This is a genomic window from Patulibacter sp. (assembly GCF_030655195.1).
In the GTDB taxonomy this organism is placed as follows: domain Bacteria; phylum Actinomycetota; class Thermoleophilia; order Solirubrobacterales; family Solirubrobacteraceae; genus Patulibacter.
The window spans coordinates 1-4,048 of the sequence record NZ_JAURWA010000067.1 but is presented as its reverse complement, the minus strand read 5'-3'; the positions used below and the strand labels follow the sequence as shown (position 1 = coordinate 4,048).

Here is a 4,048-nt window from a genome sequence, read left to right as displayed (position 1 = left end):
GGGCGGGGGGCCGGCGCAGGGCAGGCCCCGGACTCGCCCCGTGCCACCCCTGCCGCCCGACGACCCCCTCGCCTACGCCCGGTCGATGAGGTCGTCGCGGCGCCGGCCGACCGTCCGGCGACGCAGGACCAGGCCGAGGGCGAGAAGGCCGACGAGCGGCAGCACGATCGCTCCGCCGACCAGGAGGACGCCGCCGCCGACCTCGAGCACGCGGCCGGCGTCGCGCCAGGCGTCGCCGAGGCCCCAGGAGCCGTCGTCGGCGGCCGGGGCCGCGTCGTCCTCCGCCCCCGTCGTCGACGTGGTCAGACGCAGGTCGATGCGCGAGGTCGCCGTCCGCCTCCGGAGCGCGTCCCGCTCCCCCTGGAGGGCCGCCACGCGCGAGCTGAGCAGGGTCAGCTCGCGGCGACGGGCGGCGCGTCGGTCGGGGTCGACGGTCCGTGCGAGCGCCAGCCGGGCCGAAGCGCGGTCGGCCCGCAGGTCGCGCAGCGCGTCGTCCAGCGACGTCGCCTGGTCCGTGACGTCCGTGGACGAGCGCTCCAGGCGCACCGGTCGCCCGATCCGCGACAGGGCCGCGACCGTCGCGTCCAGGCGGGCGCTCGGCACGACGACCTGGAACGTCCCCCCGGCCGCCGAGCCGCGCTCGCGGACCTCGGACGACGCCAGGTAGCCGCCGGCGTCCTGCACGATCGTCGTGACCCGGGCGGAGGCCCCGGCGACCTTTCCCGCGGCGATGCGGACGGTCTGCTCGACGTCGCGGACCACCCGCCGCGGGGCGTCGAGCGGGGCCTGACCGACCGTCGGGACCGGCGGACGCGCCGCGGACGTGGTGCCCGTCGAGCCGGTGCGCGACCCGCGGCCGACCGAGCCGGCGGACGGAGCCGCGGGAAGGGCAGCCGAGCCGGAGCGGAGTCCGCCGTCGGCGGTCGTGTCCCGCTCGGACGACTCGGCGACGGCGCCCGAGGTCGGCTGGGCGACGACCCCGGACGGACCCGAGCTCTCGCCCGACATCAGCCCGTCCCGGGCCACGACCCCGACCGGCACGGCGACCGCCACGACCGCCGCCAGGGCGAGGCCCGTGCGCCACCGGCGCTCCGCCGGCACCAGGCCCCGGAGCGGCCCGCGGGCCCCGGACCGCCGACCGTCGGCGTCCGCCTGCTTCGCCGCACGGACCCGGTCGTCCAGGCGAACACGGGTGCCGGCGTCGAGCTCCGGGCGGGTGGCGCGGACGGCGGTGACGAGGTCCAGCAGCTCGCGATCGCCGTCGTCCGCAGGGGCGCCTCCGGGGGACGACGGGGCCGCGTCGCCGTCGCGTTCCGGCGTCGCCCGGCCGGGCGAGGGCGCCGGGGCACCGAGGATCGCGGCGAGCGCCGCGTCGAGGCGGTCCAGGTCCTCGAGGGTCTCCGGGGTGAGCCGGGGGTCAGAGCGCAGCACGGCAGGCCTCCCGCAGGTGGTTCAGGACGCGGTGCAGCCGGCTGCCCGCGTTGGTGGTGGAGATCCTCAGGACGTCGGCGATCTCCGCGTTGGTGAGCCCGGCGTGGAACTTCAGGGCGACCAGCTCGCGGTCGCGGCCGGGCAGGGCGTCGATCGCGCAGGCGACGACCGCGGCGCGACGGGCGGCCTCGTCGCGCTCGACGAGGACGTCGGCGTGGTCCTCGACGGCCGAGTCGGGTGGGTCGTGCGTCAGCTCCGCCCCTCGTCCCCGGCGGCGCAGCTCGTCGACCGCGGCGTTCCGGGCGATCCCGAAGAGCCACGCCCGGGGCTCGCCACGCCGGGGGTCGAAGCGGCCCCTGCGGCGCAGCGCACGCTCGAACGTCGCGGCGACGACCTCCTCCGCGGCTGACGGATCCCGCACCACGGTGCAGGCGTAGGCGTGGAGGTCGTCGGCGCAGGAGCGCCACAGCGCTTCGACGTCGAGGGGCGGGGATCGCGTCATGGCCGACGGCAGCACGGCGGTGGCTGTCTCGCTCATGGGGACACTACGGCGCACCCCGCGGGGCGTCACGGAATCCGCGCAGCGCGTCTACCAGCGCAGCAGCCGCGGGTCGTTCGAGGTGACCCCCGTGACGCCCATGGCGGCGAACGCGCTCGCGCGGTCCGCGTCGTCGACGGTCCAGACGTAGAGCTCGCCGTGGGCCGTGATCGCCTGCACGAACGGCGGGGTGATCAGCGACCAGTGGGCCATCACCGCGTCGATGCGACCGGCACGGAGCTCCCGCACCATGAGCAGCGGGTGGTAGCGGCGGGCGGCGAGGATCATCCCGATCGTCGGGACGCGGGTCCAGCGGTTGGCGTACCAGTCGCGGTAGACCCGGGGGATCGACCGGCCCAGGCGCAGCGCCGGGTCGACCCGGCGGAGGGCGCGCAAGGTCGGGACCTCCATCGCCGAGACGAGCACGCGGTCGGTCATGCCGCGGACCCGCAGGGCGTCGGCGATCTGCCGCTCGTAGCCGGGGACCTTCGCGTCGACGTTGATGCCGAGGTGCGCCAGGTCGGGCTCGCGCAGCCGGTCGAGCGCCTCCTCGTACGTCGGCGCGTCGGCGCGGGCCGCGAGGTCGCCCGGGTCGTGCGCCAGGTGCAGCCGGCCGTCGGCGCGCGGCAGGACGTCGAACTCGACGACGTCGACGCCCAGGGTCGCAGCGTGCTCGATCGACGCGATCGTGTTCCCCGGGACGACCGCGTGGCAGCCCATGTGCCCGAAGCGCAGCGTGCGGCCTTCGGCGCGGGCGGCGTTGCCGGGCCAGCGGTCGCCGGCGGTCGCGGCCCCGTCCGGGCGGTCCCGTTCGGCCGCGCCGGATGCGAGGGTCGGGCCGGTCGTCATGCGTGGATCGTCGCCGACGCGGGGGCCGGGGTGCGTGACCCGCCGGTGACGCTCACGACTGGCAGCCCGTGCACCAGAACGTCGGCCGGTTGTCGTCGCCGAGCTGGCGCTTGCTGATCGGGGTCCGGCAGCGCGGACACGGACGGCCGTCCTGGCCGTAGACCTGCTTCGGGCGCAGGTGGGTGCCGAGCTTCGCGCAGCGCTGGATCCGCGGGGCGGTCCACTCGATCATCGCCGTCAGGTCCCGGTCGGGCGTCTCCGACAGCGGCTTGGTCGGGTCGACCTTCTGCGCCCAGCAGGCCTCGCTCTTCCAGACGTTGCCGATCCCGGCGACCGTCCGCTGGTTCAGCAGCGCGTCGCCGACCGGACGCGTCGGGTCGTCCTGGCGCAGCCGGGTCAGCACCCGGGCGGGGTCGACCTGGGCGGGGACGCAGATGTCGGGACCCAGGGCGCGCAGCCGCGGATCGATCGCGACGTCGTGGTGGGTGCGCAGCTCGAGGAACGGCCCGTCGAACTCGATGACGTCCTTGTCGCCGCGGCCCATCACGAGCCAGGCGCGGCGGGTCGACCGCGGCCACTGGTCGCCGGTCGTACGGACCGCCCAGGACCCCGTCATCCGCAGGTGGCTGTGGAGGACGAGCTCGCCGGCGAAGAAGATCAGGAGGTTCTTGCCGCGCGCCTCGATCCGCTCGACCGTCTGCCCCTTCAGGCGCTTGTCCCAGCGCTTCGGCGCGGTCCGCTCGCTGGGCGACGCGACCCGCTCGAGCGGCCCGCCGAGCAGCACCGGTCGCAGTCGCACCGCGGCGTGGTGGATGGAGTCCCCCTCGGGCATCGTCGGCGAGGCTACGCGGTGGGCGGGTCCGACGGATGGGGGCGGGGCAGGAGACGGCGCGCATCGAGGCGGCGTGCGCGGGCGGGGCGGGCGGGGCAGGCAGGCGGGCGGGAACGTGGCGGGCGGCGGGCGGGGCGGGGCGGCAGGCGGGCGGGCGGCGGGTGGGCCAGGCCGGCGGGCAGGCGTTCGGGCGGGCGGGCGCAGCCACCGAAACGTGCGGAACGTCCCGCAGCCGCAGACGTTCCGCACGTGGGAGGGGCCGGGACGACGTCGACGTGCGACACGTCGGCCCCGCGTCGAGGAGCCGCACCTTTCCGGTGCACGTCTCGATCCTGCCCGGGCCGGGCGGGCCCATGCCCGGGCCCGGTCGGGCGGGCCGGCCCCGGGCCGGGCGGGCC

General features: G+C 77.1%; 4 protein-coding genes. All 4 read right to left on the bottom strand.

From position 1 onward, the window contains the following. Positions 1–72: 72 nt before the first annotated feature. From Q7T67_RS07115 to Q7T67_RS07100, 4 genes are read right to left on the bottom strand one after another with little or no spacing between them, the layout of a single operon-like run. Positions 73–1,431, bottom strand: a complete 1,359-nt coding sequence (locus tag Q7T67_RS07115; protein ID WP_304787463.1) for a DUF4349 domain-containing protein — start codon at positions 1,429–1,431, stop codon at positions 73–75. Then, positions 1,418–1,969 (bottom strand): RNA polymerase sigma factor, encoded by a 552-nt coding sequence (locus tag Q7T67_RS07110; RefSeq protein ID WP_304787461.1) that lies wholly within the window; start codon positions 1,967–1,969, stop codon positions 1,418–1,420. Before Q7T67_RS07110 ends, Q7T67_RS07115 begins: the two co-directional genes overlap by 14 nt. A gap of 51 nt (positions 1,970–2,020) precedes the next feature. Beyond that, complete coding sequence (locus Q7T67_RS07105; RefSeq protein WP_304787459.1) at positions 2,021–2,818, bottom strand: glycerophosphodiester phosphodiesterase; 798 nt, start codon at positions 2,816–2,818, stop codon at positions 2,021–2,023. A gap of 52 nt (positions 2,819–2,870) precedes the next feature. Continuing rightward, positions 2,871–3,650: a DNA-formamidopyrimidine glycosylase family protein gene (locus Q7T67_RS07100; RefSeq protein ID WP_304787456.1), complete on the bottom strand. Its 780-nt coding sequence runs from the start codon at positions 3,648–3,650 to the stop codon at positions 2,871–2,873. Positions 3,651–4,048: the final 398 nt, after the last annotated feature.

What these genes read in the sequence shown, in the direction of transcription:
- Q7T67_RS07110 (WP_304787461.1), bottom strand. Translation starts at nt 1,969, where the DNA reads ATGAGCGAGACAGCCACCGCCGTGCTGCCGTCGGCCATGACGCGATCC.
- Q7T67_RS07105 (WP_304787459.1), bottom strand. Translation starts at nt 2,818, where the DNA reads ATGACGACCGGCCCGACCCTCGCATCCGGCGCGGCCGAACGGGACCGC.
- Q7T67_RS07100 (WP_304787456.1), bottom strand. Translation starts at nt 3,650, where the DNA reads ATGCCCGAGGGGGACTCCATCCACCACGCCGCGGTGCGACTGCGACCG.